The sequence below is a fragment of the Sphingomonas sp. NIC1 genome (assembly GCF_001638925.1).
GTDB lineage: Bacteria > Pseudomonadota > Alphaproteobacteria > Sphingomonadales > Sphingomonadaceae > Sphingomonas > Sphingomonas aquatilis.
In genome coordinates this window covers 526978-551432 of record NZ_CP015521.1, presented here as the reverse complement: position 1 = coordinate 551432, position 24455 = coordinate 526978, and the positions used below count along the sequence as shown (strand labels likewise).

Genomic DNA, 24455 nt, shown 5'->3' with positions numbered 1-24455 from the left:
GACCGGGGATTTACTCCCCGGTCGGCCTCTCCCACGAGGGGCTGGCATTACCCACAAACTCCCGCTAAAGGGCCGCGTTCGCGTAGCCCCCCGGCGGCACCGAATTCGAATCAGAAGGTAGGAAAATGGCTAAGGCAAAATTCGAGCGGAACAAGCCGCACCTCAACATCGGCACCATCGGTCACGTCGACCATGGCAAGACCTCGCTGACCGCAGCGATCACGAAGGTGCTGGCCGACCAGGGTCTGTCGGAAAAGGTCGATTTCGAAAACATCGACAAGGCTCCGGAAGAGCGCGCTCGCGGCATCACCATCTCGACCGCGCACGTCGAGTATGAGACGGCCAACCGTCACTATGCGCACGTCGACTGCCCGGGTCACGCCGACTACGTTAAGAACATGATCACCGGTGCCGCCCAGATGGACGGCGCGATCCTGGTCGTGTCGTCGACCGACGGCCCGATGCCGCAGACCCGCGAGCACATCCTGCTCGCCCGTCAGGTCGGCGTGCCGGCGATGGTCGTGTTCATGAACAAGGTCGACCTGGTCGACGACGAGGAAATCCTCGAGCTGGTCGAGCTGGAAATCCGCGAGCTGCTGAGCTCGTACGAATTCCCGGGCGACGACATCCCCGTCATCAAGGGTTCGGCGACCTGCGCGCTGTCGGGTTCGAACGACAAGTTCGGCAAGGAAGCGGTGCTCGAGCTGATGGCCGCCGTCGACGACTACATCCCGCAGCCGGAGCGTCCGCTCGACAAGCCGTTCATGATGCCGATCGAAGACGTGTTCTCGATCTCGGGTCGCGGCACCGTCGTCACCGGCCGTGTCGAAACCGGCATCATCAAGGTCGGTGAAGAAGTCGAAATCGTCGGCATCCACCCGGAAGTTCGCAAGACCACCGTCACCGGCGTCGAAATGTTCCGCAAGCTGCTCGACCAGGGCCAGGCGGGCGACAACGTCGGCGCGCTGATCCGTGGCGTCGCTCGTGACGAAGTCGAGCGTGGCCAGGTGCTCTGCAAGCCGGGTTCGATCAAGCCGCACACCGACTTCAAGTCGGAAGTGTACGTGCTGTCGAAGGAAGAAGGCGGCCGTCACACCCCGTTCTTCGCGAACTATCGTCCGCAGTTCTACTTCCGTACCACGGACGTGACCGGCACCGTCGAGCTGCCCGAGGGCACCGAGATGGTCATGCCTGGCGACAACATCGCGCTCGGCATCAAGCTGATCGCGCCGATCGCCATGGACGTCGGCCAGCGCTTCACCATCCGTGAGGGCGGTCGTACCGTCGGCGCGGGCGTCGTGAGCGCGATCGACAAGTAAGAACCAGACGGGGCGGGGGTCTTCCCCGCGCCGACCGGAACACCAGCAGCCCGGCTCTCCTAAAAAAGGAGAGTCGGGCTGTTGCCTTTTTATGAGGGCCGCCGTATTGGGCCGCCCTTCAGTTTTATTGAGTTTCGGCTCTTTCTCGTCGTCCCGCTGTTTCAGTGGGATCTCATCCCGCCGGTCCAGCACCTGCGGCACGAGTCCTCCGCATCACCGCGGTGGAGACGGCCGGGGTCGTGCTCCTCGCATCGGTAGGGATCATGGACAGCAACATCCGTATTCGCCTCAAGGCGTTCGACCATCGCGTTCTCGACCAGGCGACCGGCGACATCGCCGACACCGCGCGTCGCACCGGCGCGCTCATCCGCGGCCCGATTCCGCTGCCGACCCGCATCGAGAAGTTCACCGTCAACCGCGGCCCGCACATCGACAAGAAGTCGCGCGAGCAGTTCGAAGTGCGCACCTACAAGCGCATGCTCGACATCGTGCAGCCGACCCCGCAGACGGTCGATGCGCTGATGAAGCTCGACCTCGCCGCTGGCGTTGACGTCGAGATCAAGCTGGCGTAATGGCCCGCATCCCCGCGGTCGACGTGAGTCCCGCGGGTTTGCTGTTTTCCGCGTGATGCGGGGGCAGCCGGTTGGGAACCCCGCCTCGCGGGGCCCCTGACAGACACGAGATACCGCCGGCTCTACGGAGCCGGGCCAGCGTCTCCCGTCACGTTCCCGGCAACGGGGGCATCCAGCCCGGGACGGGGCCGACGCAGTTACACACGGGTTGGATGATCCTTCTTCGGAAGGGTCGCACGCACGTTCGGGAATGGTCCCGGCGTGCCTCTGTAAAAGGAGTGCAGGATCATGCGTACCGGCGTGATCGCGAAGAAAATGGGGATGACCCGCCTGTTTCAGGACGACGGCCGCCACGTGCCCGTCACCGTCCTGCAGCTCGAAGGCGTTCAGGTCGTCGCCCGTCGCGAAATGGATCGTGATGGCTACACCGCCGTCCAGCTCGGTGCTGGCGTCGCCAAGGCCAAGAATGTCGCCAAGCCGCAGCGCGGCCACTTCGGCAAGGCCGAAGTCGAGCCCAAGGCGGTCGTCTGCGAGTTCCGCGTGACCGAGGACAACCTCCTCGACGTCGGCGCCGAACTGTCGGCCGACCACTTCGTTGCCGGCCAGCTGGTCGACATCCAGGGTCGTACCCAGGGTAAGGGCTTCGCCGGCGCCATGAAGCGCTGGAACTTCGGCGGTCTGCGCGCGACGCACGGCGTCTCGGTCAGCCACCGCTCGCACGGTTCGACGGGTAACCGTCAGGATCCGGGCCGCGTCTTCAAGAACAAGAAGATGGCCGGTCACATGGGCGACAAGAACCGCACCCAGCAGAACCTGGAAGTCGTCGGCACCGACGTCGAGCGCGGCCTGATCTTCGTGAAGGGCTCGGTGCCCGGTTCGAAGGGTGGCTGGCTGTTCGTGAAGGACGCCGTCAAGGTGAAGGCGCACGCCGACACCCCGTATCCCGCCAGCCTGAAGCAGGCTGCCAACAGCAACACCGCCGCCGACACGCCCGCTGAGACGAGCGCGCCGGAAGCGACCGACGGCCAGGAGGGCTGAACGTGAAGGTCAAGGTTCAATCCTTCGCCGGCACCGCTGCGGCGGACGTCGAGCTCAACGACGAGGTCTTCGGCCTCGATCCGCGCGCCGACATCCTGCACCGCGTCGTGACCTGGCAGCTGGAAAAGCGTCGCGAGACGGCACGTGGCACGCGCGAGCGCGCCGATGTCGCCCGTTCGGGTAAGAAGCTCGGTCGCCAGAAGGGCGGCGGTGTGGCTCGTCACGGCGATCGCCGCGCTCCGGTGTTCGTTGGTGGTGGTAAGGCGCACGGCGCCCGCGTCCGCGACTTCAATCCGTCGCTGAACAAGAAGATCCGCGCCCTCGGTCTCAAGATGGCTCTGTCGAGCCATGCGAAGGCCGGCTCGCTGATCGTCATGGACAGCCTGGCGGTGGAGAACGGCAAGACGAAGACGCTGGTCGGCGATCTCGCCAAGGTCGGCTTCGGCAAGACCGCGCTGGTGATCGACGGCGACGCCGTCGAGACGAGCTTCGCGCTGGCCGCCGGCAACCTGCACGGCATCAACGTCCTGCCGTCGGCTGGTGCCAACGTCTATGACATCCTGAAGGCTGACACGCTGGTGCTGACCCGCGCGGCGGTCGAAAAGCTGGAGGCTCGCTTCAATGGCTAAGCAGCAGAAGGCCGTCGACAACCGTCATTATGACGTGATCGTCGCGCCGCACATCACCGAAAAGGCGACGTTGCTCTCCGAGCATAACGCCGTCGTCTTCAAGGTCGCAGGCGATGCGACCAAGCCGCAGATCAAGGCTGCCGTCGAAGCGCTCTTCGACGTCACCGTGACCGGCGTGAACACGATCGTCCAGAAGGGCAAGACCAAGAAGTGGAAGGGCGCTCCGTACCAGCGCTCCGACATGAAGAAGGCCATTGTCACCCTGAAGGACGGCCAGTCCATCGACGTGACGACGGGGATCTAAGGGTCATGGCACTCAAGCATTACAACCCGACGACGCCCGCGCAGCGCGGCCTCGTCCTCGTCGACAAGTCCTCCCTGTGGAAGGGCAAGCCGGTCAAGGCGCTTACCGAAGGCAAGCGCAAGAGCGGCGGTCGCAACAACAAGGGCCATGTGACCTCGCGCGGCATCGCCGGCGGTCACAAGCAGAAGTACCGCTACGTCGACTTCAAGCGTCGCAAGTGGGACGTCGAGGGCACCGTCGAGCGGCTCGAATATGACCCCAACCGCACGGCGTTCATCGCGCTGGTGAAGTATGCCGACGAAGAGCTGGCCTACATCATCGCGCCGCAGCGTCTGGCGCCGGGCGACAAGATCATTGCCGCCAAGAAGACGGACACCAAGCCGGGCAACGCGATGGAGATCGGTCAGGTCCCCGTCGGCACCATCGTCCACAATGTGGAGATGAAGCCGGGCAAGGGCGGTCAGATCGCCCGTTCGGCCGGCACGTACGTGCAGGTCGTCGGTCGTGATCGTGGCATGGTCATCGTCCGCCTGAACTCGGGCGAGCAGCGCTACATCCGTGGCGAGTGCATGGCGACGGTCGGTGCGGTGTCGAACCCGGACAACCAGAACCAGAACCTGGGCAAGGCCGGTCGTTCGCGCTGGATGGGCAAGCGTCCGCTGACCCGCGGTGTCGCGAAGAACCCGGTCGACCACCCGCACGGCGGTGGTGAAGGCCGGACCTCGGGTGGCCGTCATCCGGTCACGCCTTGGGGCAAGCCGACGAAGGGTGCGCGCACCCGTCACAACAAGTCGACCGACAAGATGATCATCCGGTCGCGTCATTCGACCAAGAGGAAGGGCTAAACCATGGCTCGTTCAGTCTGGAAGGGCCCGTTCGTCGAACTGAGCCTTCTGAAGAAGGCGGAAACCGCGCAGGATGCCGGTGGCCGCGCGCCGATCAAGACCTGGTCGCGTCGTTCCACCATCCTGCCGTCGTTCGTCGGCCTCACGTTCAACGTCTACAACGGCCGCAAGTTCGTGCCGGTGTCGGTCAATGAAGACATGGTCGGCATGAAGCTGGGTGAGTTTGCGCCGACGCGCTACTTCCCGGGTCACGCCGCTGACAAGAAGGGCAAGCGCTGATGAGCAAGCCTGCATCCCCCCGTAAGGTCGGCGACAAGGAAGCCCTGTCGGTCGGCACCCAGATCCGTGGCTCGGCGCAGAAGCTGAACCTGGTTGCTGGCCTCATCCGCGGCAAGAAGGCCGGCGATGCGATGAACATCCTCTCCTTCTCGACGAAGGCGATGGCGGTCGACGCGCGCAAGGTCCTGGCTTCGGCCATCGCCAATGCCGAAAACAACCACAACCTCGACGTCGACGCGCTCGTCGTCGCCGAGGCGTCGGTCGGCAAGTCGATCACCATGAAGCGCTTCGCGACCCGCGGCCGTGGCAAGTCCACCCGCATCCTGAAGCCGTTCAGCCGTCTGCGCATCGTCGTGCGCGAGCAGGAAGAAGCATAATGGGTCACAAGAGCAACCCGATCGGCATGCGGCTCCAGATCAACCGGACCTGGGACAGCCGCTGGTTCGCCGAGGGCCATGACTATGGCCAGCTGCTGCTGGAGGATCTGAAGATCCGCCAGTACATCGTGAAGACGCTGCCGCAGGCGGCGATCTCGAAGGTGGTGATCGAGCGTCCGGCCAAGCTGTGCCGCATCTCGATCTTCGCTGCCCGTCCCGGTGTGATCATCGGCAAGAAGGGCTCGGACATCGAAAAGCTGCGCAAGACGCTCGGCGCGATGACCAAGTCGGACGTGTCGCTGAACATCGTCGAAATCCGCAAGCCGGAAATCGATGCGCGTCTCGTCGCGCAGGGCATCGCCGACCAGCTCGAGCGTCGTATCGCCTTCCGCCGCGCCATGAAGCGCGCCGTGCAGTCGGCGATGCGCCTGGGGGCCGACGGCATCAAGGTGATGTGCGGTGGCCGTCTTGGCGGCGCCGAGATCGCTCGTACCGAGAGCTATCGCGAAGGTCGCGTTCCGTTGCACACGCTGCGCGCGAACATCGACTATGCCGAGGCCGAAGCCCACACGTCCTATGGCGTGTGCGGCGTGAAGGTCTGGGTCTTCAAGGGCGAGATCCTCGGCCATGACCCGATGGCGACCGACCGGCTGATGATGGAGGCTCAGACCTCCGGCGTCCGTCCGGCTCGTGACGACCGTCGTTAAGGACTGACACACCATGTTGCAGCCAAAGCGCACCAAATTCCGCAAGGCCTTCAAGGGCCGCATCCATGGCGATGCAAAGGGCGGCACCAGCCTGAACTTCGGGTCGTACGGCCTGAAGGCAATGGAGCCGGACCGGATCACCGCCCGTCAGATCGAAGCGGCCCGCCGCGCGATCACGCGTCACATCCGCCGTCAGGGCCGGTTGTGGATCCGCGTGTTCCCGGACGTGCCGGTTTCGTCGAAGCCCGCCGAAGTCCGCATGGGCTCGGGTAAGGGTTCGCCGGAATTCTGGGCCGCCCGCGTCAAGCCGGGCCGGATCCTGTTCGAGCTGGACGGCGTCGAGGGCAAGATCGCCGCGGAGGCGTTCGAGCGCGCCGCGATGAAGCTCCCGATCAAGACCAAGGTCGTTGCCCGCCTGGGCGACACCTCGCACCTCGGAGGCGAGTAAGATGGCCAAGACCGATTTCGTCAGCCAGAGCGACGACCAGCTCGCCGAGAACCTCGGCCAGCTGAAGCGCGAGCAGTTCAACCTCCGCTTCCAGGCGGCGACGAACCAGCTCGAAAAGTCGAGCCGCGTGCGTGAAGTCCGTCGCGACATCGCGCGGATCAAGACCCTGCAGTCGCAGCGCACCCGCGCCGCGGCCGCCAAGTAAGGAATTAGCACATGCCGAAGCGCGTGCTGACCGGACTGATCGTCTCCGACAAGGGCGACAAGACGGTGGTTGTGAACGTCGAGCGTAAGGTGAAGCACCCGCTCTACGGCAAGATCATCCGCCGTTCGAAGAAGTATCACGCCCATGACGAGGCGAACGAGTACAAGCAGGGCGAGACCGTGCGCATCGAAGAGACTGCGCCGATCTCGAAGCTGAAGACCTGGAAGGTGATCGATCGGGTGAACACCCATGCGACGCCGGAACGGGTCGACGTCGACGCATAAGTCACGCCGCCGGCCATCGTGCCGGCGGATGGCAAGGGCAGGGCTTGCGTCCTGCCAGCGGAGCGGTTACAGGGCCGCTCCCCCGGTGCAGTCCGCTGCGCCGGGGTCATTGTTTTAGGCGGGGTTGGGTCGGTATCCACCCCATTGACGAGAAGGAAATGGATCAATGATCCAGATGCAATCCAATCTCGACGTCGCTGACAACAGCGGCGCGAAGCGGGTGCAGTGCATCAAGGTGCTGGGTGGCTCGAAGCGCCGCACGGCATCGGTCGGCGACATCATCGTCGTGTCGATCAAGGAAGCGCAGCCCCGCGGCAAGGTGAAGAAGGGTGACGTGCATCGCGCGGTCATCGTTCGCACCGCCAAGGACATTCATCGTGCCGATGGCTCGACCATCCGCTTCGACGGCAACGCCGCCGTCCTGGTCAACAAGAACGAGGAGCCGATCGGCACCCGTATCTTCGGCCCGGTCGTGCGCGAGCTGCGTGGCAAGAAGCACATGAAGATTATCTCTCTGGCGCCGGAGGTGCTGTAATGGCCGCCGCGAAGATCAAGAAGGGCGATCGCGTCATCGTCCTGTCCGGCAAGGACAAGGGCAAGACCGGCACCGTGACCGTCGCCATGCCGAAGGACGGCAAGGTCGTCGTCGAGGGCGTCAACGTCGCGACCCGTCACCGCAAGCCGACCCAGGCGAACCCGCAGGGGGGGCTGGAGCGCACCGAAGCGCCGATGCACATCTCGAAGGTCGCGCACGTGACCGCCGACGGCAAGCCCACCCGCGTCCGTTTCGAGACGCAGGACGGCAAGAAGGTCCGCGTGGCCGTGAAGTCCGGGGAGAAGATCGATGGCTGATGCCTACAAGCCCCGGATGAAGGGCATTTACGAAGACACGATCATCAAGGCGATGGTCGAGAAGTTCGGCTACAAGAACGTCAACGAGATCCCCCGGATCGAGAAGATCGTGCTGAACATGGGCGTTGGCGAAGCGACCCAGGACAAGAAGCGCGTCGATCAGGCCGCGTCGGAAATGGAGCTGATCGCGGGCCAGAAGCCGGTGATCACCAAGGCCAAGAAGTCGATCGCGCAGTTCAAGCTGCGTGAAGGCATGCCGATCGGCGTCAAGGTGACGCTGCGTCGCGAGCGCATGTACGAGTTCCTGGACCGCTTCATCACGATCGCGCTGCCCCGCGTGCGCGACTTCCGTGGTCTGAACCCCAAGTCCTTCGACGGTCGCGGCAACTATGCCTGCGGCATCAAGGAACAGATCATTTTCCCCGAGATCAACTATGACCGCATCGACAAGGTGCGCGGCATGGACGTGATCGTCACCACCACCGCGAAGACGGACGACGAGGCGCGCGAGCTGCTCCGCCTGTTCGGCTTCCCGTTCCCTCAGCCCGAGGCTGAGCAGCAGAAGCAGGCCGCGTGAGCGGTCTGGCTTCCCTGAAGTAAGGAAGAGAGCTTAAGTCCATGGCGAAACTGAGTTCGATCAACAAGAACGAGCGTCGCAAGAAGCTGGTAAAGCAATATGCTCCCAAGCTTGCGAAGCTGAAGGCCCAGGCAAACGACAAGAGCCTGGACGAGAACGAGCGTCTGATCGCTCGCCTCAAGATGGCGGAACTGCCGCGCAACGCGAACCCGACCCGTATCCGCAACCGCTGCGAGATCACCGGTCGTCCGCGCGCATATTATCGCAAGTTCCGTCTTGCTCGCGTGATGCTGCGTGATCTGGCCAACAAGGGCATGATCCCCGGCCTGACCAAGTCGAGCTGGTAAGGATTTATCATGGCAGTGACCGATCCCCTGGGTGATTTGCTCACCCGTATCCGCAACGGCCAGCGCGCGAAGAAGGACAGCGTCCTTTCGCCCGCGTCGAAGCTGCGTCTGCGCGTCCTCGACGTGCTGCAGCGCGAAGGCTACATCCGTGGCTACAGCGACGAACAGATGGGCCCGGCCGCCGGCGTCCGCATCGAGCTGAAGTATTTCGAAGGCCAGCCGGCGATCAAGCACGTCGCGCGCGTCTCGAAGCCCGGCCGCCGCGTCTATTCCGGCTCGCAGGAACTCCCGCGCGTCCGCAACGGCCTCGGCATCACCATCGTCTCGACGCCGCGTGGCGTTCTCTCGGACGCGGAAGCGCGTGAGCAGAACGTCGGTGGCGAAGTGCTCGCGGAGGTGTTCTGATGAGCCGCATCGGTAAGAAGCCGGTCACCGTACCGGCTGGCGTGACCCCGACGATCAACGACGGCATCATCAGCGTGAAGGGCCCAAAGGGCACGCTCACCATGCCGCTGCGTGACGAGATCAGCTACACGCTCGAAGACGGCGGCATTTCGGTGCAGCCGGCCAACGACACCAAGCGCGCCCGCGCCTTCTGGGGCATGCAGCGCACGATGGTGCAGAACCTGGTGACGGGCGTCACCGACGGCTTCACCAAGAAGCTGCTCATCACCGGCGTCGGCTATCGCGCCGCGGCCCAGGGTCGTACCCTGAAGCTGCAGCTCGGCTACAGCCACGACGTCAACATCGACGTGCCGGAAGGCATCGAGGTGAAGACGCCGGACGCCACCACCGTCGAAATCAGCGGCGCGGACAAGCAGAAGGTCGGCCAGCTGGCCGCCGAGATCCGCCGCTGGCGCAAGCCGGAGCCGTACAAGGGCAAGGGCATCAAGTACGACGGCGAGTTCATCTTCCGCAAGGAAGGGAAGAAGAAGTAATGACCAAGGGTCTTTCTCTGTTCGCGAAGCGCCGTCGGCGCAATCGTACCGCGCTGAAGGCGCGTGCCGGCACCCGTCCGCGGCTGTCGGTCCATCGCTCGGGCAAGCACATCTATGCCCAGGTCATCGACGACGTCGCCGGCAAGACCGTCGCGTCGGCCTCGACGCTGGAAAAGGACGTGCGCGGCACCTCGGGCGCCAACATTGCGGCAGCGACCGCAGTCGGCACCCGCGTGGCGGAAGCGGCAAAGGCAGCGGGCGTGACGCAGGTCGTGTTCGATCGCGGCGGCTTCCTGTTCCACGGCCGTGTCAAGGCGCTGGCGGAAGCCGCGCGTGAAGCCGGATTGGAGTTCTGACGATGGCTGACGAAAACAACGTGCAGCCCGCAGCGGCTGAAGGCGCGCCCCAGGACGCGCAGCAGGGCCAGGGCGGCTTCGGCGGTCCGGGCGGTGGTCGCGGTCCGCGTGGCGGTCGTGGCGGCGGTCGTGGTCCCGGTGGTCCGGGCGGCAATCGCGGTGGCCGTGACGGCGGCCGTGGCGGTCGTCGCGACGATCGTCGTGGTGGCCAGGACGATGGCGGCGAAGAGCTGATCGAGAAGCTGGTCCACATCAACCGCGTCTCGAAGACGGTGAAGGGCGGTAAGCGCTTCGGCTTCGCAGCGCTGGTCGTCGTGGGCGACGGCAAGGGCCGCGTCGGCTTCGGTCATGGCAAGGCGCGCGAAGTGCCGGAAGCCATTTCGAAGGCGACCGCATCGGCGAAGAAGGCGATGGTTCGCGTTCCGCTGAAGGACGGCCGCACGCTGCATCATGACGGCAACGGCCACTTCGGTGCCGGTCGCGTGACGCTGCGCTCGGCGCCGCAGGGCACCGGCATCATCGCCGGCGGTCCGATGCGCGCGATCTTCGAATCGCTCGGCGTCGCGGACGTCGTGACGAAGTCGGTCGGCACGTCGAACCCCTACAACATGATCCGCGCCACGTTCGAAGCGCTGGGTGAGCAGACTTCGCCGAAGTCGGTCGCACAGCGTCGTGGCAAGAAGATCGCCGACCTGCTCGGCCGCGGTGGTTCGCAGACCGCCGAGGCGGACGCAGCGGCCGTCACGGAGTAACGCGACATGGCGACGATCAAGATCAAGCAGACCGGTTCGCCGATCCGCCGCACGAAGGATCAGCGCGCGACGCTGATCGGCCTTGGCCTCAACAAGATGCACAAGGTCTCGGAGCTGGAAGACAGCCCCGAAGTGCGCGGCATGATCCGCAAGGTCCAGCATATGGTCGAAGTGCAGGGCTGAGCCCTCGCGTTTCGATGGACAGAAAGAAGGGGTCGGTTCGCCGGCCCCTTTTTTTGTTTGATTGAGGGCGGGCTCGCGCGGCGCTGAGCAATCGCCTTTGTCATTGGTGATCACCAACAAGCTCAGGCGCATGGTGCCATCGCCCGCTGCCACTCCCCCCGTGGGCGGTCCTGCGGAGACGGGCATCTCGTGCGGCCAGCGTCAGTCGCCTAATCGCAAGGCTAGCGCGTCTGGATCCCCGCCTTCGCGGGGATGACGGGTGGAGGTGGCGGCGAGCTGTGTTTGGACGCCTGGCGCCCGAGATCGCGCAATCCATCCTATGGGCAAAGGGCAGCGATCTGTGCCACCTAGTCGCATGATCCCTGCACGACGTTTGCGCGACCGGCTTCGATGAGCGCCAAGCCGCAGCCCCCTGCGCTGAGCCCCAGCGTCCGCGCGCTGCTCGATGCCGCGCGCGCCTGCGCGGCGCTGTACGTCGTCGCCCACCATGTCGCCAAAGGCTACGGATTCCCTGGACCGACCGGGCATCTGCTGCGCTTCGGGCAGGAGGCGGTGATCGTCTTTTTCCTGCTGAGCGGCTTCGTGATCTTCGCGAACGAACGTGTCCGGGCGCTGTCGCCGCGCGGCTATGCGTGGCGGCGCGTGCGGCGCATCTATCCGCCGCTGATCGTGGCGATGATCGTCTCGACGCTCGTCTATTGGGACAATGGCACGCTCGCGCGGCATTTCGATGCGGGGCGGCTGGTCGGCACGTTGCTGGCGATACAGGACGTGTCGACGCTGAAGCCCGGGGTGTGGGCCGATCCGTATCTGGGCAACGATCCGCTATGGTCGCTGTCGTATGAAATCGCCTTCTACATCATCTTCCCCCCGACGCTGGCGCTATGGACCAAGCGACCTGCGCTGACGACGCATGCGGTGGGCGCGATCGGCTGCGGGGCCTATGCGCTGTTCGCGATGGTGCCGAACCATCTGGCGTTGGTGATCGCCTATTATCCCTTGTGGTGGGCGGGCGCGATGGCAGCACAGGCCTATCTCGATGGAGAGCGGACCGTCCGGGCGATCGCGGTGCCGCTGGCGTGGCTGATCGCGCTCTGCGGCGTCGCGCTGGTGGTGGCGCTGGTGCAGCCGCGATATGGGATCGGCCTCTATCCGATCTTGCCGCTGCGACATTTCGTGGTGGCCGCCGTCGTGGTTGCGGTGATGTTCGGTCCGGTCGGCCGGCTGATGGGGCGTGCCAGCGCGTGGTCGCCGGCGCTCTGGTCCGGGGTCGCGAGCATCTCTTATGGCCTATACGTCCTGCACATGCCGCTGCTGGTCGATTGGCAGCGTGCTAAGGGGGCAGGGGGCTTCGCGCTGGCGGCGGTGCTGCTGGTGGTGCTCGCGTGGGCTGTTGAGCGCTGGCTTCCGCGTCTGCTCCCGCGGGCGCCGTCGCGCTGAAAGCACGTGACAAGCGGGGGCGATGCCGCTATGCGCGCCGGCTTCCAATCCATCAGCGCGTAACAAGCGAAAGCGAGTGCATATCATGAAGCTCAACGAACTCCGCGACAACCAAGGTGCCCGCAAGTCCAAGATCCGCGTCGGTCGCGGTATCGGCTCGGGCAAGGGCAAGACCGGCGGCCGCGGCGTCAAGGGTCAGAAGAGCCGCGAGGGCGTCAGCATCGCCGGCTTCGAGGGCGGCCAGATGCCGCTCCACATGCGTCTGCCGAAGCGCGGCTTCAACAACATCTTCGCCAAGGACTACGCCACGGTGAACACCGGCGCGATCCAGAAGGCGATCGATTCGGGCAAGCTGTCGGCTGAGGGCACGATCGATCAGGCGGCGCTGAAGGCGGCCGGTCTGGTGCGCGGCGGCAAGGACGGCGTGCGCGTGCTCGGCAAGGGCGACCTGACCGCCAAGCTGTCGTTCCACGTCGCGGGCGTGTCGGCCGGTGCGCGTGAGATGATCGAAAAGGCCGGTGGCTCGCTCGACATCCCGACGGTCGTTCCGGCGTCGGAAAAGGCCGCTGCCAAGAAGGGCGTCGCCTATAAGGCGCGCCAGGAAAAGAAGGCGTCGTTCAAGGCGTAAGCCGCTCTCGTCTCATCCTTCGTCATGCCGGGCTTGACCCGGCATCCATTGGCCCGCTGGCGACACTGCGGCGGGCGAATGGACCGGGGGTCAATGACCCCGGGGGGACGAAGGGATGAGAAACGAGGTGCGTCGCGATTAGACAAGGCGCGCGTAGCGCCTATATGAGCGGCGGGGGCGGACAAACGCTTACCCGCCGTTTTCGTTTCAGGACACCGACACGCATGGCATCCGCAGCCGACCAGATGGCGCAAAGCATCAGCCTCGCGAAATTCGCGCAGGCGACCGACCTTAAAAAGCGGCTGTGGTTTACGATCGGCGCGCTGATCGTCTTCCGCCTGCTGTCCTACGTGCCGCTGCCGGGCATCGATCCGACCGCATTGGGCCTGCTGAGCCAGCGCACCACGGGCGGCGTGCTCGACTTCTTCAACACCTTCTCCGGTGGTTCGCTCAGCCGCATGTCGCTGATCGCGCTGGGCGTGATGCCGTACATCACGGCGTCGATCGTCGTGCAGCTGTCGACCTCGCTGTCGCCGCAGCTCGCCGCGATCAAGAAGGAAGGCGAATCGGGCCGCAAGAAGCTCAATCAGTACACCCGCTACGGCACGGTCGCGCTGACCGCGATCCAGGGCTATTTCATTGCCGTCGGCCTCGAAGCGCTGTCGGCGACCAATGGCGTGCAGGCGGTGATCGAGCCGGGCATGACCTTCCGCATTGCGGCGGTCATCAGCCTGATCGGTGGTACGATGTTCCTGATGTGGCTGGGTGAGCAGATCACCAGCCGCGGCATCGGCAACGGCGTGTCACTCATCATCATGGCGGGCATCGTCGCCCACCTGCCGACCACGCTGGTCAACCTGCTGGAAGGCGGTCGCTCGGGCTCGATCGACGCGGTGCGTCTGATCGGCATCATCGTCGCGGTCGTCGCGCTGATCCTGTTCATCTGCTTTATGGAGCGCGCGCAGCGTCGCATCCTGATCCAATATCCCAAGCGCCAGACGCAGCGCGGCATGCAAGCGGATCGCAGCCACCTGCCGCTGAAGATCAACACCGCGGGCGTGATCCCGCCGATCTTCGCCTCGTCGCTGCTGCTGATGCCGCTGACGATCTCGCAGTTCGCCGGTCAGCGCGTTGCGGGCCAGTCGAAGTGGGGCGATTTCATCATCGCGCTAAATCAATATCTGGCGCACGGCCAGCCGGTGTACATGGCGCTTTACGCCGCCGGCATCATCTTCTTCTCGTTCTTCTACACCGCCGTCGTCTTCAATCCGGAAGAGACCGCGGACAATCTGAAGCGCTATGGCGGGTTCATTCCCGGCATCCGCCCGGGCAAGAACACCGAAACCTATTTCGACTATGTGCTGACGCGCATCACGGTGATCGGCGCGGCCTATCTGGTCATCATCTGCCTGCTGCCGGAATATCTGGTCTCGGCACTGTCGATCCCCTTCTACCTGGGCGGCACCAGCCTGCTGATCGTCGTCAACGTGACGATGGACACGGTGACGCAGATCCAGAGCCATTTGCTGGCGCATCAGTATGGCGACCTCATCAAGAAGGCGAAGCTGAAGGGCGGGCGCCTGCGTTAACGCCGCGACGACGATTGCACCGACGACAAGGGGACACGCGTGAACATCATCCTTCTCGGGCCGCCGGGGGCGGGCAAGGGCACCCAGGCGCAGCGGCTGATGGCCTCGCGCAGTATGGTGCAGCTCTCGACCGGCGACATGCTGCGCGCTGCGGTGAAGGCGGGCTCGCCCGTCGGGCTGCAGGCGAAGGCGGTGATGGATGCGGGCGAGCTGGTGTCGGACGACATCGTCTCTGCGCTGATCGGCGAGCGGCTCGACCAGGGCGTCGGTGGCGGCGCGATCTTCGACGGCTATCCGCGCACCGCGGCGCAGGCCGCGTCGCTCGACTCGCTGCTCGAAGCGCGGGGCATGACGCTGGATCATGTCATCGAGCTGGAGGTCGACGAGGCCGCGCTGATCGAGCGCGTCGAGGGCCGCTACACCTGCGCCAAGTGCGGCGAGGGGTATCATGACCGGTTCAAGCTGCCCAAGGTCGCTGGCGTTTGCGACGTGTGTGGCTCGACCGAGTTCAAGCGCCGGCCGGACGACAATGCCGAGACCGTGCGGACGCGGATGAACGAATATCGCGCCAAGACCGCGCCGATCCTGCCGATCTACCAGGCGCGCGGCCTGGTGCAGCGGGTCAACGGTATGGCCGACATCGAGCATGTCGCAAACGAGATCGCGACGATCCTCGACGGCGAGTGAGCCCGCTCAGGTTTGAATAACGAGAGGGCGGTCCGGTTGGGCCGCCCTTTTTCGTTTGCAGGACATGTCGTCATTCCCGCGAAGGCGGGAATCCATAACCTCTGACCTTTCGGCTCTTTCGAAGACCTGCGCGTCTGGATTCCCGCCTGCGCGGGAATGACGGGGTGGGCGGCGCGAGGCGCTCACCCCAACCGACCCGACCTCCAATACCCACTCGAATGACGCTTTTGTCATGTCGCGGTCATCGCCCCTCCACCTCGCATTCCGTACACCGGACCCATGGTCGCCACGCGGCCGAACGGTTCGACGAGATCGGCGCCCGACACTCCCGGGGGTGCCGTGGCGGCCGGCGGAGGGCTTGCTTTCCGCCGGCCGTTCCCGTTTGAAGGCAGACGGTTGCAGACAGGCGAAAGGAGCGCGCATGACCCGCAAGATCCTGGTGGTCGAAGACGATGCGTCGACCTCGGCCTATCTCGCCAAGGGCCTGTCCGAAGCCGGTTACGCGGTCGAAGCCGCGCATGACGGGCGTGACGGTCTGTTTCTCGCCAGCGAGGGCATCTTCGACCTCATCATCGCCGACCGCATGCTGCCGGGCCTCGACGGCCTCGCCATGGTCAGCGCGATTCGCGCGGCGGGGCTGGATACGCCGGTGCTGATCCTGTCGGCGCTCGGCGCGGTGGACGATCGCGTCGACGGCCTGAAGGCGGGTGCGGACGATTACCTCTGCAAGCCCTTCTCGTTCGCCGAACTGTCGGCCCGGATCGAGGCGCTCGTCCGCCGATCGGACCGCGCCGGGGCGGAGCCGACCAAGACGCGCCTGTCGGTCGGCGATCTGGAGATCGACCTGCTCTCCCGCGCCGTCACCCGCGCCGGCCGGTCGATCCCGCTCGGCGCGCGCGAGTTCAACCTGTTGGAATTCCTCGCGCGGCATGCGGGGCAGGTGGTGACGCGCACGATGATGCTGGAGAAGATCTGGAACTACCATTTCGATCCCGGCAGCAACGTGGTCGACGTCCATATCGGTCGCCTCCGCCGCAAGCTGGAGGAAGGCTTTCCGACCCCGATCCTCCATACCGTGCGCGGTGCGGGCTACCGTCTGGCGGCCGATCCCGCCTGAGTTCGGCCGGTAGCGGCTGTCCTTGGCAAGGGGCCGTCCCGGACTGTCCGCTGACCGCCGGATGCGATAGGGCGAGCCATGCGCCTGTCCGTCACCGCCCGTATCGCCCTGCTGTCGATCCTATTGACGCTGGTCGCCAATATCGTGCTGCTCGGATTCGTTTGGAAACAGACCGATGCGGTGGTCGTCGACACTGTGCGCCGCGACACGATTGAACATGCCGAGGCGATGCGCGCGCTCTATCGCATCGGTGGGCTGCCGCCGGTGGTGGCGGCGACCGCCCAGGCCCATACGGGCGACGACAGTTCCTTCTTTATCGCGGTGCTGGATCACAAGGGCCGAACGGTGGCAGGCACGTTGCCCCCCGGGCTGTCGCCGGCCTTGCTGCCCACCGCGTTCCGGATCGGCGATGTCGTTTCGCCGACCACGCGCGACGGCATCGGCTATGTTCTGCGTCCGATCGGGGACCATTGGCTGTTCGCCGGCCGCCGGCTCGACGTGGTGGATACCGAGCGTCGTGCGATCGAGGATGCGCTGGTGATCGCCGTGCTGCTGTCGCTGTTGCTCGGGGTGGTCGCCGCGCTGATCCTCGCGCGCTACGTCGGCCGCCGACTGACGCGCATCGCCGCAGTGATTGAGGCGGTGAGCGAAGGCGACCTGTCGCGGCGCGTGCCGTTGACGCCCGCCCACCGCGATGCCTTCGATCGCTTGGCGGACCGATTGAACCAGATGCTGTCGAAGCTCGAACGGCTGATGGTCGAACTGCGCGTCGTCACCGATAGCCTCGCCCATGATCTTCGCTCCCCGCTCGCGCGTCTGCGCACCAAGACCGAGCAGGCGGTGCTGATCGCCGATCCGCAGGCGCGCGAGGCGGCGCTAGGCGGCCTGCTCACCGAAACCGACCTCGTGATGCGGATGCTGACCATGGTGATCGAGATCAGCCGATCCGAATCGGTGTCGCGCGACCGCTTCACCGAGGTGGCACCCGCCGAACTGGTGCGCGAGATCGCCGACCTCTACGAACCGGTCGCCGAGGACGCGGGGCTGGTCTTCACCGTCGCGATCGACGACACGGCGCCGGTGATGCGCGTCCATCGCGAATTGCTGAGCCAGGCGATCGGCAACCTGATCGACAATGCGTTGAAACATGCCGGCGACGGTGGCGCACTGACGCTGCGGCTGGAACGACACGCAACGGCGATTGCGATCCAGGTCGAGGACCGCGGCGCAGGGATCGCCGAGGCGGATCGCGAACAGGCGCTGAAGCGCTTCGGCCGCTTGGATGCGGCGCGCACGACGCCGGGGGCGGGCCTCGGCATGGCGCTGATCGAGGCGGTTGCACGGTTGCACGACGGGCGTTTCGAACTGGCCGACAACGCGCCGGGTCTGATTGCGCGGATCGTGTTGCCGGTGACGCGGACCTGACCACGGGGCCGATCCGCCCACTCGTCGCGTTTTCCCCACTGCCGATGGTTAACCACTTGTCAGGGCGCGGCGCTTAGTGTGTCGGGCGGGACGCGGCCGGGGGGCTGCATGTGGGGCTTTTGCGCCGGAGACGGCAAGAAGGAGCGTTATGCTGGGGGCCATCGTTTTCACCTATGGCATGCTGATGAGCTTCGTGTTCCAGGGCGCGGCCCGGAACGCCAAGCTGAAGCGGCCCAATCCGCCGATGCTGCAATATGTCGGCTATCTGCTGGTTGGCCTGTCCGCCGGTCTGTCGGGCATGTTGCTGCTGATGGCGTTCACCGCGAAGGCGCCGTTCCCGCTGGTGTGAGGGCGCGCGCTACCGCTTTAAGGGGGGCGCTACCGCGTCCTCTACCGGTTCCCGTAACCCGTTCGCCCTGAGCCTGTCGAAGGGCGCCTCATCGCAAGCGGATCGCTCGAGGGTAGGCGCCCTTCGACAGGCTCAGGGCGAACGGCGATATATACGGTAAGGAAAGTAGGCCCTTACGCCGCCCGGCGCGTCGCGAGGGCGGCCTCAATCCGCGCGATCAGCTCGCTCATCGAGGGCGCCGACCAGGGCACCGTAGCAGGCGCGGGCATCTGCACCTTCTGGGCGATCCGGCGATAGGCGTGTTGCGACAGGGCCATGACATCTTCCTCGGACTGACCTGAGGAACGATGCCGCCGACATGCTCACCAAAAGGTTAACGGCTGGCCTCGGCGTCGCAAAGCGGTACAGCGATCGGCATGACTGCGCTCAATCTGTTCGGCCTGTTTGCCATCCTGTTCATGCTGCTGTGCTACCTGATGGAGGAGCGGTCGCCGTGGTGGACATTGGGCTTCGCCTTCGGCTGCCTGCTCAGCTCGGCCTATGGGTTCCTGCAGGGTGCCTGGCCGTTCGGCGCGGTGGAGCTGCTCTGGACGGCGATTGCCATCCGCCGCTGGTGGGTGGGGCTGAGGAAGGTGCGCGCGAATGCGGAACCGCTCGCTTGACAGGGCGTTTGCGCGCGCCTACCTGCCTGTCCTTCCGAAGCACCGGTCCCGGCGGCGCCTGTTGGCGCGCGTCGCGTGCATGCGTACAGGGCAGGTGTTGCTCGGAAGATGCGACGAGATGGGGTTTGTGCGGCCATGCCAAACCCTGTGGAGCTAGGAGAAACGTTTCATGGCACGTATCGCGGGTGTCAATATCCCGACCAACAAGCGCGTGGTGATCGCGCTGACCTACATTCACGGCATTGGCCCGGCCAAGGCCAAGGAAATCACGGAAAAGCTGAACATCGCCGCCGAGCGTCGCGTTCAGGACCTGACCGATCAGGAAGTGCTGCAGATCCGCGAGACGATCGACGCCGATCACACCGTGGAAGGTGACCTTCGTCGCGAAACCGCGATGAACATCAAGCGCCTGATGGATCTCGCCTGCTACCGTGGTCTGCGTCACCGCAAGGGCCTGCCGGTCCGCGGCCAGCGCACGCACACCAACGCGCGCACCCGCAAGGGCAAGGCGAAGCCGATCGCAGGGAAGAAGAAGTAAGCGCCTGCGCGCTTCCTTCTCCGCCGGAAGCTGGTCGGCAACGATCGCCCGGCGTTTCAGCTAGTTAAGGTCAGGACATAATCCATGGCACGTGAACCGCAGCGTCTTCGCCGTCGCGAACGCAAGAACATCACCGCCGGCGTCGCGCATGTGAACGCCAGCTTCAACAACACCATGATCACCATCACCGACGCGCAGGGCAACGCCATTTCGTGGTCGTCCGCCGGCATGATGGGCTTCAAGGGCAGCCGCAAGTCGACCCCGTATGCCGCTCAGGTGGCCGCGGAAGACGCCGGCAAGAAGGCCGCCGAGCACGGCGTCCGCACCCTCGAGGTCGAGGTGAAGGGTCCGGGTTCGGGCCGCGAATCGGCGCTGCGCGCGCTGCAGGCGGTCGGTTTCCAGATCACCTCGATCCGCGACGTCACCTCGATCCCGCACAACGGTGTGCGTCCGTCGAAGCGTCGCCGCGTCTGATTACCCACGCGCCGGCTGACGAGCCGGCGCGTCTTTCTCCCGGCTGGAGCTGCCCCCGTTCCGGCCCAAATTAGGGGACACCTGTGTCTGTCAATGCAAAGAACTGGCAGGAACTGAAGAAGCCCAACGGCCTTGAGAAGAAGGGCGGCGATGGCAAGCGCAAGGCGACCTTCGTGGCCGAGCCGCTGGAGCGTGGCTTTGGCCTGACGCTCGGCAACGCGCTGCGTCGCGTGCTGCTCTCGTCGCTGCAGGGCGCCGCGGTCACCTCGATCAAGATCGAGAACGTGCTGCATGAGTTCAGCAGCCTTGCCGGCGTGCGCGAAGACGTCACGGACATCGTCCTGAACGTCAAGCAGATCGCGCTCAAGATGCAGGGCGAAGGCCCGAAGCGTCTCCAGCTGTCCGCCACCGGCCCGGCCGAGGTGAAGGCCGGCGACATCGCCGTGTCGGGCGATATCGAGGTAATGAACCCCGATCTGGTCATCTGCCATCTGGACGAAGGCGCGACGCTCAACATGGAGCTGACCGCCGACATCGGTAAGGGCTATGTGCCCGCGACCGCCAACCGTCCGGCCGATGCGCCGATCGGCCTGATCCCGGTCGATGCGCTGTATTCGCCGGTGCGCCAAGTGTCGTACAAGGTCGATCCGACCCGCGTCGGTCAGGACCTCGATTACGACAAGCTGACGCTGACGATCGAAACCGACGGCACGGTGACCCCGGAAGACGCGGTGGCCTATGCCGGCCGCATCCTTCAGGACCAGCTGGCGCTGTTCGTCCACTTCGACGATTCGGCGATCACGCGCTCGTCGGCGCCGATCGGCCAGGCGGCCGCTCCGGCAGCCGGTGGCGAGACGGCGGGCGACACGCAGCAGATCAACCGTTACCTCCTCAAGAAGGTCGACGAGTTGGAGCTGTCGGTGCGTTCGGCGAACTGCCTGAAGAACGACAACATCATCTATATCGGCGATCTGGTCGGCAAGACCGAAGCCGAGATGCTGCGTACTCCGAACTTCGGCCGCAAGTCCTTGAACGAAATCAAGGAAGTGCTCTCGTCGATGGGGCTCCGCCTGGGTATGGAAATCCCCGGCTGGCCGCCCGAGAACATCGAAGAGATGGCCAAGAAGCTCGAGCAGGAGATTATGGGTTAAGCCGCATCGGGATAGCGATGCTATCCCGAAGACGGCGTCAGCCCGGCCGACGGGTCGGGGAGCGGCAACGCCGCAACCCGAACCCGATCGACGTGACCGGTGCGGCTTCGCCGCACCGCCACCCGGCCACCGAAAGACACCCTTCTCGGCGTGACTTTTGTGACTTTCCAAAAGGGGTGAACGGCGGTCCCCTGCTATCAAACCGCCAGCCTTGGGGTTCCGTGACACGGCCCCCTGACAAACGAAGGAAATACCCATGCGTCATCGCGTCGGCGGCCGTAAGCTGCAGCGTACCTCGGCCCATCGTACGGCCCTGTTCCGCAACATGTCGGCCGCGCTCATCAAGCACGAGCAGATCACCACCACCGTCGCCAAGGCGAAGGAACTGCGTCCCTACGTCGAAAAGCTGGTGACGCTGGCAAAGAAGGGTGGCCTGTCCAACCGTCGTCTGGCGCACGCCCGTCTGCTCGACGATGCGCAGCTGGTGAAGCTGTTCGACGTTCTCGCGTCGCGCTATGCCGACCGCAACGGCGGCTACACCCGCATCATCAAGGCCGGCATCCGCGCCTCGGACGCGTCGCCGATGGCGATCATCGAATTCGTTGACCGCGACGTCTCGGCCAAGGGCCAGGATTCGGGCCCGGTGCTGTCGGACGAGGATTTCGACGAGGCGGCGTAAGAGCCAGCGGAGCTGGATCGAGGCTCCAGCCTCGTCCGGCCGGCATCGCTACAAGCGACGTCCGACGACTCGGCTTTGCCGAGTCGTGCTTCGGATACGAAAGGCCGCACCAGCGATGGTGCGGCCTTTTTGTTGCCTGTCAGAGACTTGGCCCGCCGCGGCCAAGCCGCGTCGTCGGACGGGGCCTTCGCCCCGCCGGCCGGGCTTGGCCTTATGCGGCTGCGCCGCTAAGGCCGGCGCCATGCAGCACAGCGACAGCATTCTCATCGTCGATTTCGGCAGCCAGGTCACGCAGCTCATCGCCCGCCGGGTGCGAGAGGCGGGGGTCTATTCGGAAATCGCGCCCTTCCAGTCCGCCGACGAGGCCTTCGACCGGATCAAGCCGGCCGGCATCATCCTGTCCGGTGGTCCGGCCTCGGTCACGGCCGAGAACAGCCCGCGCGTGCCGCAGCGCTTCTTCGACGCCGGTCTGCCGATCCTTGGCATCTGTTACGGCCAGCAGGTCATGACCGCGCAGCTGGGCGGCCACGTCGTCGTCTCCGGCGACGGTGGCGAGTTCGGCAAGGCCTTCGTCGACGTGCAAACGAGCTGCGGCCTGTTCGACGGCCTGTGGGCCGAGGGTGAGCGCCACCAGGTGTGGATGAGCCACGGCGACAAGGTCGACGCGCTGGCCCCCGGCTTCACCCCCGTCGCCGTATCGGAAGGCGCGCCCTTCGCGATCGTCGCCGACGAGGCGCGCCGCTTCTATGGCGTGCAGTTCCACCCGGAGGTCGTCCACACGCCGGACGGCGGCAAGCTGATCGCCAATTTCGCCCGCCACGTCTGCGGCCTGACCGGCGACTGGACGATGGCCGAGTTCCGCGAGGCCAAGATCGCCGACATCCGCGCCCAGGTCGGCAGCGGCAAGGTGATCTGCGGTCTGTCGGGCGGCGTCGATTCGGCGGTCGCCGCACTGCTCATCCACGAGGCGATCGGCGACCAGCTGACCTGCGTCTTCGTCGACGGCGGCATCCTGCGCGCCGGTGAGGCCGAGCAGGTCGTCGGCCTGTTCCGGGGCCATTACAATATCCCGCTCGTCCACGTGCAGGCGCAAACGCTGTTCATGAACGGGCTCGCCGGGGTCACCGATCCCGAGGCGAAGCGCAAGTTCATCGGCAAGACCTTCATCGACGTCTTCGAGGCGGAAGCGAAGAAGATCGGTGGGGCAGAGTTCCTGGCGCAGGGCACGCTCTATCCCGACGTCATCGAAAGCGTCAGCTTTACCGGCGGCCCGTCGGTGACGATCAAGAGCCACCACAATGTCGGCGGCCTGCCCGAGCGCATGAACATGAAGCTCGTCGAGCCGCTGCGCGAACTGTTCAAGGACGAGGTCCGCGCGCTGGGCCGCGAGCTGGGGCTGCCCGAAATCTTCGTCGGCCGCCACCCGTTCCCCGGACCCGGCCTCGCGATCCGTATCCCCGGCGAAGTCACGCAGGAACGCTGCGACATCCTGCGCAAGGCGGATGCCATCTATCTCGAAGAGATTCGCAACGCCGGCCTGTACGATGCGATCTGGCAGGCGTTCGCGGTGCTGCTGCCGGTCCGCTCGGTCGGCGTGATGGGCGACGGTCGCACCTATGACAGCGTGCTGGCGTTGCGTGCGGTCACCTCGGTCGACGGCATGACCGCGGAGGCTTTCCAGTTCCCCGGCGACTTCCTGCCGCGGGTCGCGACCCGGATCATCAACGAGGTGAAGGGCGTCAACCGCGTCGTCTACGATTACACCAGCAAGCCCCCCGGCACGATCGAGTGGGAGTGACCGGGCCTCGCGATCCTGCGGGGCGGGATCGCGGCCCGGTCACTCGCCGGCAAGCAGCCGCCGCAGCGCTCGCCACACAGGAACCGTTCGCGCTGTGCCTGTCGAAGGGCAGGTGAGTCTCACCCTGCTTCGACAAGCTCAGCATGACCGGCGTCTCGGGCGGTGAGGCACGCGGTGCAGAAGGTGCCTACGCCACGTCCACCAGCACCATTTCGCTGTCCTCCAGCGCGATCACCCGCAACACGTCCTGGTCCGCGATCGCCGCGCCGTCGCGGGCGTTGACCCGCACGCCGTCGATCTCGACCGCACCCGTCGCCGGCACCAGATAGCCGCGCCGGTCCTTGCCCAGCGGATAGTCCGCGCTTTCGCCTGCCTTCAGCGTCGCTGCGACGACGCGGCCATCGGTGCGGATGCGCAGCGCATCGCCGTCCTCCTCGTAACCGCTCGCCAGCACGACGAACTGTCCCGCGCGCTCGCCCTTGGGGAAGGGGCGGGCGCCCCAGCTCGGCTTTTCGCCGCGGCTGGTCGGCTGGATCCAGATCTGGAAGATCTTCGTCGTCACATCCTCGCGATTATATTCGGCATGCGCGATGCCGGTGCCGGCGCTCATCACCTGCACGTCGCCTGCCTCGGTCCGGCCGAGGTTGCCCAGATTGTCCTGATGCGTGATCGCGCCTTCGCGGACGTAGGTGATGATTTCCATGTCGCGATGCGGGTGGGGCGGGAATCCGGACTGCGGCGCAATCGTATCGTCGTTCCAGACGCGCAGATTGCCCCAGCTTTCGCGCTTGGGATCATAGTAATTGGCGAAGCTAAAATGATGCTTGGCATCGAGCCAGCCGTGGTTGGCACCGCCCAGCGACGCGAAGGGACGAAGGTCGATCATGATACGTCTCCCGATGAGGG

At 65.4% G+C, this 24455-nt stretch carries 36 protein-coding genes; 34 read left to right on the top strand and 2 right to left on the bottom strand.

Features of this window, described 5'->3' with window-relative positions; translation table 11 throughout:
- Positions 1-125: 125 nt before the first annotated feature.
- From tuf to A7E77_RS02670, 28 genes are all read left to right on the top strand, one after another.
- Positions 126-1319 carry an elongation factor Tu gene (gene tuf, locus A7E77_RS02805; protein WP_017979495.1) on the top strand — a complete coding sequence of 398 codons (1194 nt, stop codon included), beginning with the start codon at positions 126-128 and terminating at the stop codon, positions 1317-1319.
- 263 nt (positions 1320-1582) lie between these two features.
- Positions 1583-1891, top strand: a complete 309-nt coding sequence (gene rpsJ, locus A7E77_RS02800; protein WP_007406109.1) for a 30S ribosomal protein S10 — start codon at positions 1583-1585, stop codon at positions 1889-1891.
- 288 nt (positions 1892-2179) lie between these two features.
- Positions 2180-2929 carry a 50S ribosomal protein L3 gene (gene rplC, locus A7E77_RS02795; protein ID WP_018250686.1) on the top strand — a complete coding sequence of 250 codons (750 nt, stop codon included), beginning with the start codon at positions 2180-2182 and terminating at the stop codon, positions 2927-2929.
- A 2-nt stretch (positions 2930-2931) separates the two neighbouring features.
- Positions 2932-3558, top strand: coding sequence for a 50S ribosomal protein L4 (gene rplD / locus A7E77_RS02790; protein ID WP_017979493.1), 627 nt, complete (start codon positions 2932-2934; stop codon positions 3556-3558).
- Positions 3551-3862 (top strand): 50S ribosomal protein L23, encoded by a 312-nt coding sequence (locus tag A7E77_RS02785; RefSeq protein ID WP_017979492.1) that lies wholly within the window; start codon positions 3551-3553, stop codon positions 3860-3862. The genes rplD and A7E77_RS02785 overlap by 8 nt, the downstream gene beginning before the upstream one ends.
- A gap of 5 nt (positions 3863-3867) precedes the next feature.
- Entirely contained in the window at positions 3868-4707 is an 840-nt protein-coding gene (gene rplB / locus A7E77_RS02780) for a 50S ribosomal protein L2 (RefSeq protein ID WP_017979491.1), read from the top strand.
- Between the two features lie 3 nt (positions 4708-4710).
- A complete protein-coding gene (gene rpsS, locus A7E77_RS02775) occupies positions 4711-4986 on the top strand; it encodes a 30S ribosomal protein S19 (protein ID WP_017979490.1) in 276 nt (91 codons plus the stop codon).
- Complete coding sequence (gene rplV, locus A7E77_RS02770) at positions 4986-5363, top strand: 50S ribosomal protein L22 (protein ID WP_017979489.1); 378 nt, start codon at positions 4986-4988, stop codon at positions 5361-5363. Before rpsS ends, rplV begins: the two co-directional genes overlap by 1 nt.
- A complete protein-coding gene (rpsC, locus tag A7E77_RS02765; RefSeq protein ID WP_017979488.1) occupies positions 5363-6070 on the top strand; it encodes a 30S ribosomal protein S3 in 708 nt (235 codons plus the stop codon). Before rplV ends, rpsC begins: the two co-directional genes overlap by 1 nt.
- A gap of 13 nt (positions 6071-6083) precedes the next feature.
- The gene (gene rplP, locus A7E77_RS02760) at positions 6084-6518 is read left to right on the top strand and encodes a 50S ribosomal protein L16 (protein WP_017979487.1); all 435 of its coding nucleotides are present in this window, start codon (positions 6084-6086) and stop codon (positions 6516-6518) included.
- Between the two features lies 1 nt (position 6519).
- Positions 6520-6723, top strand: a complete 204-nt coding sequence (rpmC, locus tag A7E77_RS02755) for a 50S ribosomal protein L29 (protein ID WP_017979486.1) — start codon at positions 6520-6522, stop codon at positions 6721-6723.
- A gap of 11 nt (positions 6724-6734) precedes the next feature.
- Positions 6735-7007, top strand: a complete 273-nt coding sequence (gene rpsQ / locus A7E77_RS02750; RefSeq protein WP_017979485.1) for a 30S ribosomal protein S17 — start codon at positions 6735-6737, stop codon at positions 7005-7007.
- 166 nt (positions 7008-7173) lie between these two features.
- Complete coding sequence (rplN, locus tag A7E77_RS02745) at positions 7174-7542, top strand: 50S ribosomal protein L14 (protein WP_017979484.1); 369 nt, start codon at positions 7174-7176, stop codon at positions 7540-7542.
- A complete protein-coding gene (rplX, locus tag A7E77_RS02740; protein WP_017979483.1) occupies positions 7542-7859 on the top strand; it encodes a 50S ribosomal protein L24 in 318 nt (105 codons plus the stop codon). The genes rplN and rplX overlap by 1 nt, the downstream gene beginning before the upstream one ends.
- Entirely contained in the window at positions 7852-8436 is a 585-nt protein-coding gene (gene rplE / locus A7E77_RS02735; protein WP_017979482.1) for a 50S ribosomal protein L5, read from the top strand. Before rplX ends, rplE begins: the two co-directional genes overlap by 8 nt.
- Positions 8437-8477: 41 nt before the next feature.
- Positions 8478-8783 (top strand): 30S ribosomal protein S14, encoded by a 306-nt coding sequence (rpsN, locus tag A7E77_RS02730; protein WP_017979481.1) that lies wholly within the window; start codon positions 8478-8480, stop codon positions 8781-8783.
- Between the two features lie 9 nt (positions 8784-8792).
- Complete coding sequence (gene rpsH, locus A7E77_RS02725) at positions 8793-9188, top strand: 30S ribosomal protein S8 (RefSeq protein WP_017979480.1); 396 nt, start codon at positions 8793-8795, stop codon at positions 9186-9188.
- Positions 9188-9721 (top strand): 50S ribosomal protein L6, encoded by a 534-nt coding sequence (gene rplF / locus A7E77_RS02720; RefSeq protein WP_017979479.1) that lies wholly within the window; start codon positions 9188-9190, stop codon positions 9719-9721. The genes rpsH and rplF overlap by 1 nt, the downstream gene beginning before the upstream one ends.
- On the top strand, positions 9721-10077 hold the full coding sequence (gene rplR / locus A7E77_RS02715) for a 50S ribosomal protein L18 (RefSeq protein ID WP_017979478.1): 357 nt from the start codon (positions 9721-9723) through the stop codon (positions 10075-10077). The genes rplF and rplR overlap by 1 nt, the downstream gene beginning before the upstream one ends.
- A gap of 2 nt (positions 10078-10079) precedes the next feature.
- Positions 10080-10829 (top strand): 30S ribosomal protein S5, encoded by a 750-nt coding sequence (gene rpsE, locus A7E77_RS02710; protein WP_017979477.1) that lies wholly within the window; start codon positions 10080-10082, stop codon positions 10827-10829.
- Positions 10830-10835: 6 nt separating this feature from the next.
- Entirely contained in the window at positions 10836-11012 is a 177-nt protein-coding gene (gene rpmD, locus A7E77_RS02705) for a 50S ribosomal protein L30 (RefSeq protein WP_017979476.1), read from the top strand.
- Between the two features lie 390 nt (positions 11013-11402).
- Entirely contained in the window at positions 11403-12452 is a 1050-nt protein-coding gene (locus tag A7E77_RS02700) for an acyltransferase family protein (RefSeq protein ID WP_063685707.1), read from the top strand.
- 85 nt (positions 12453-12537) lie between these two features.
- A complete protein-coding gene (gene rplO / locus A7E77_RS02695) occupies positions 12538-13080 on the top strand; it encodes a 50S ribosomal protein L15 (RefSeq protein WP_017979473.1) in 543 nt (180 codons plus the stop codon).
- A 224-nt stretch (positions 13081-13304) separates the two neighbouring features.
- Positions 13305-14669: a preprotein translocase subunit SecY gene (gene secY / locus A7E77_RS02690; RefSeq protein ID WP_017979472.1), complete on the top strand. Its 1365-nt coding sequence runs from the start codon at positions 13305-13307 to the stop codon at positions 14667-14669.
- Positions 14670-14708: 39 nt separating this feature from the next.
- Positions 14709-15356, top strand: a complete 648-nt coding sequence (locus A7E77_RS02685) for an adenylate kinase (RefSeq protein ID WP_063685705.1) — start codon at positions 14709-14711, stop codon at positions 15354-15356.
- 421 nt (positions 15357-15777) lie between these two features.
- Positions 15778-16473 carry a response regulator transcription factor gene (locus A7E77_RS02680; RefSeq protein ID WP_017979470.1) on the top strand — a complete coding sequence of 232 codons (696 nt, stop codon included), beginning with the start codon at positions 15778-15780 and terminating at the stop codon, positions 16471-16473.
- A 78-nt stretch (positions 16474-16551) separates the two neighbouring features.
- A complete protein-coding gene (locus tag A7E77_RS02675; protein WP_063685703.1) occupies positions 16552-17898 on the top strand; it encodes a sensor histidine kinase in 1347 nt (448 codons plus the stop codon).
- Between the two features lie 148 nt (positions 17899-18046).
- Positions 18047-18247 (top strand): hypothetical protein, encoded by a 201-nt coding sequence (locus tag A7E77_RS02670; RefSeq protein WP_017979468.1) that lies wholly within the window; start codon positions 18047-18049, stop codon positions 18245-18247.
- A gap of 173 nt (positions 18248-18420) precedes the next feature.
- On the opposite strand, the gene A7E77_RS17845 is transcribed toward A7E77_RS02670, so the two are convergent.
- The gene (locus tag A7E77_RS17845; protein WP_167509751.1) at positions 18421-18564 is read right to left on the bottom strand and encodes a hypothetical protein; all 144 of its coding nucleotides are present in this window, start codon (positions 18562-18564) and stop codon (positions 18421-18423) included.
- Positions 18565-18663: 99 nt separating this feature from the next.
- Here A7E77_RS17845 and A7E77_RS02665 point away from each other — a divergent pair, with 99 nt between their 5' ends.
- The 6 genes from A7E77_RS02665 to guaA all read left to right on the top strand — a co-directional run bounded on the left by A7E77_RS02665 (position 18664) and on the right by guaA (position 23549).
- Positions 18664-18909: a hypothetical protein gene (locus A7E77_RS02665; protein WP_017979466.1), complete on the top strand. Its 246-nt coding sequence runs from the start codon at positions 18664-18666 to the stop codon at positions 18907-18909.
- Between the two features lie 169 nt (positions 18910-19078).
- Positions 19079-19447, top strand: a complete 369-nt coding sequence (gene rpsM, locus A7E77_RS02660) for a 30S ribosomal protein S13 (RefSeq protein WP_017979465.1) — start codon at positions 19079-19081, stop codon at positions 19445-19447.
- 84 nt (positions 19448-19531) lie between these two features.
- Complete coding sequence (gene rpsK, locus A7E77_RS02655) at positions 19532-19921, top strand: 30S ribosomal protein S11 (protein WP_017979464.1); 390 nt, start codon at positions 19532-19534, stop codon at positions 19919-19921.
- Between the two features lie 83 nt (positions 19922-20004).
- Positions 20005-21072 (top strand): DNA-directed RNA polymerase subunit alpha, encoded by a 1068-nt coding sequence (locus tag A7E77_RS02650; protein ID WP_017979463.1) that lies wholly within the window; start codon positions 20005-20007, stop codon positions 21070-21072.
- Positions 21073-21328: 256 nt separating this feature from the next.
- Entirely contained in the window at positions 21329-21751 is a 423-nt protein-coding gene (gene rplQ, locus A7E77_RS02645; RefSeq protein ID WP_063685701.1) for a 50S ribosomal protein L17, read from the top strand.
- Between the two features lie 241 nt (positions 21752-21992).
- Positions 21993-23549: a glutamine-hydrolyzing GMP synthase gene (gene guaA / locus A7E77_RS02640; protein ID WP_063685699.1), complete on the top strand. Its 1557-nt coding sequence runs from the start codon at positions 21993-21995 to the stop codon at positions 23547-23549.
- Positions 23550-23736: 187 nt separating this feature from the next.
- On the opposite strand, the gene A7E77_RS02635 is transcribed toward guaA, so the two are convergent.
- Positions 23737-24435, bottom strand: a complete 699-nt coding sequence (locus tag A7E77_RS02635) for a pirin family protein (protein ID WP_063685696.1) — start codon at positions 24433-24435, stop codon at positions 23737-23739.
- Positions 24436-24455 lie beyond the last annotated feature (20 nt).